The sequence below is a fragment of the Acidovorax sp. LjRoot204 genome, from assembly GCF_056175785.1.
In genome coordinates, this window is the sequence record NZ_JBGFFF010000287.1 from 1 (window position 1) to 2,565 (window position 2,565).

1 protein-coding gene and 1 pseudogene are annotated in these 2,565 nt (G+C 65.1%); one reads left to right on the top strand and one right to left on the bottom strand.

Going from position 1 to position 2,565, the window contains the following annotated elements; translation table 11 throughout:
• Nucleotides 1-338 precede the first annotated feature (338 nt).
• Complete coding sequence (locus tag AC04MI_RS24530; RefSeq protein ID WP_476498963.1) at nucleotides 339-1,511, bottom strand: pyridoxal phosphate-dependent aminotransferase; 1,173 nt, start codon at nucleotides 1,509-1,511, stop codon at nucleotides 339-341.
• 88 nt (nucleotides 1,512-1,599) lie between these two features.
• Here AC04MI_RS24530 and AC04MI_RS24535 point away from each other — a divergent pair.
• Nucleotides 1,600-2,103 (top strand): annotated as a pseudogene (locus tag AC04MI_RS24535) (aldehyde dehydrogenase family protein); the annotation flags it as partial.
• Nucleotides 2,104-2,565 lie beyond the last annotated feature (462 nt).

Here is a 2,565-nt window from a genome sequence, read left to right on the forward strand (position 1 = left end):
TGGATGCGCCGAGGAGCGCWGGGTTTGGCGGATCAGGGCTCGCGTGTGTCTGAGCGACGCGCAGCGGCGCGAGTTGAGCGAGACCCCGCCAAACCCGAGCACCGCAGGTTGCCCCGTAGCGTCAGCGCAGGGGACGCAGACAGCGGGGTCGCCTTTCTTTTGGGTACCTTTCTTTGGCGAAGCAAAGAAAAGTACCTCGCCTGCCGGGCGACTGCCGGCCTCCGCCCTCAACCCAGGCACGTGGCCCCATCAGCACAACAACCAGACACTACAAAATCAATAGCTACCACCGCATATCCCACTAGCGCCTGCGGCCAAAAAGGCTCAAAAACCCCAGATCACTCCTTCAACCACCCCCTCAACCTCCCCACCCCTTCCTCCAATCTCCCGAGATCCTGACTCGCAAAACACCACCGCAACCACCCCGACGCCTCCCCCCCAAACGCACTGCCCGGCGCCAACCCCAACCCCGCCTCCCGCACCAGCCGCTTGGCCAGTGGCAAACACTCGTCATGCCCGTCGATGTGGAAGAACGCATACATGCCCCCACGTGGCGTGGCCACCGACACTCCCGGCACCTCGGCCAGCAGCGGCACCAGCGTGTCGCGGCAGTTGCGTAGATGGTTCACCAGCGCGGGCGTCACCTCCTCCGTGCGCTGCAGCGCCACCGTGGCTCCGCGCTGCACAAACACCGGCGCGCACGAGGTGTTGAACTCGATCAGCTTGCCCACCGCCTGGGTGAGTGACGGCGGCAACACCAGCCACCCAAGGCGCCAGCCGGTCATCAAAAAGCTCTTGGAAAAGCTGTGCGTCACGATCAGCCGGTCCTCGGGCTCGGCCACGTCGAGAAAACTGGGCGCCGCGCCATTGGCCGTGTCACCCGCGTAGTACAGCCGCTCATACACCTCGTCCGCCAGAATCCACGTGCCGGTGCGGCGGCAGTGCGCCAGGATGGTGGCTTGCTCCTCGCGCGTCAGCGTCCAGCCCGTGGGGTTGTTGGGTGCGTTGACGACCAGCAGGCGCGTGCCGCGTGTGATGGCGGCCAGCAGCGCATCCATGTCCAGGCGCCATGCGCCGTGCACGTCGGCCACCAGTGGCACAGTGCGCACCTGCGCCCCCAGAATGCGCGGCTGCGCCACCAGGTTGGGCCACACGGGCGTSACCRSSACCACTTCGTCGCCCGCGTCCACCAGGGTCTGCACGGCCACCATCAGGCCGTTCACACCGCCGGACGTCACTGCGATGCGGTCGAACCACGCATCGGTGTGCTGCTGCGGGTGCAGGCCGTGCATGTAGCCCGCAATCGCGTGGCGCAGTTCGGGCAGGCCCAGGTTGTGGGCATAAAAGGTCTCGCCCTTTTGCAGCGACGCAATGGCCGCGTCGCGGATGAAATCGGGCGTTACTTCGTCGCTCTCGCCGAACCAGAACTTCAGCACATCGCTGCGCCCCAGGCCTTCGTTGGCCACTTCGCGGATGCGCGACTCTTCGAGGCTTTGGACTACTTCTCGCATGCAATCTCCTTGAAATACACAGCCATCATCGCAGGCGTATAGTCGTTTTTTTGATTTTTTCACCACCTTGGCTGACCAACCAACGCTCATGACCTATCCCAACACACAGCTCTTCATCGCAGGCCAGTGGCAAGACGCCGCTGAAGGCAAGACCCTTGCCGTGTTCAACCCCGCCACGGGCAAGGAAATCGGCCGCGTGGCCCATGCCACCAAGGTCGATCTGGACCGCGCGCTGGACGCCGCACAAAAGGGCTTTGAAGCCTGGCGTGACATGCCTGCCGCCGAGCGCGCCAAGACCATGCGCCGCGCAGCGGCCCTGATGCGCGAGCGCGCCGAATCAATAGCCGCCATCATGGTCCAAGAACAGGGCAAGCCCCTGGCCGAGGCCAAGGTTGAAACCATGGCGTCGGCCGACATCATCGAATGGTTTGCCGACGAATCGCTGCGTGTGTACGGCCGCATCGTGCCCTCGCGCAACCTCAAGGCCACGCAGATGGTGCTGAAGGACCCTGTGGGCCCCGTGGCGGCCTTCACGCCCTGGAACTTCCCCATCAACCAGGTGGTGCGCAAGCTGGCCGCCGCGCACGCCGCAGTGGGTGGTAGGGAGCMCCGATGCCGAGCAGCTGGGAGCACTGCAGTTGTTCGTGCAGTCGGACGACCGCCGGTTTGGTGCGCTGCGCCGCCAGCTCCAATGGGGTTCGGCACGCACGGTTCAGCAGCCCCAGGGTGMACGCACCACCGTGGTGGTGCCTGGCAGGGTGGTGCGCGATCCGAATGCTTTTTACGAAGCCCAGCGGCACCATGTTTTTGTGCGTGGCAGTGGCGGCTATGCCTACATGGGCGAGGTACCCGGCAAGCCCGACAGCTACGTGGACATCGACGGCAACGACCTGCCGGGGCTGGTGGTGTCGGAAGGGTGTGACGGCTGGTGCGTATCGCTGTGGGGCCTGACGGGCGGGCTGCGGCAAGTGGGGCGGTTTGGCGGGCATTGAGAGGATGCCCTCTCAGTCGGTGCTGCGGTCCCCTCAGGGCTGTTTCACCGGGTCGTACACGC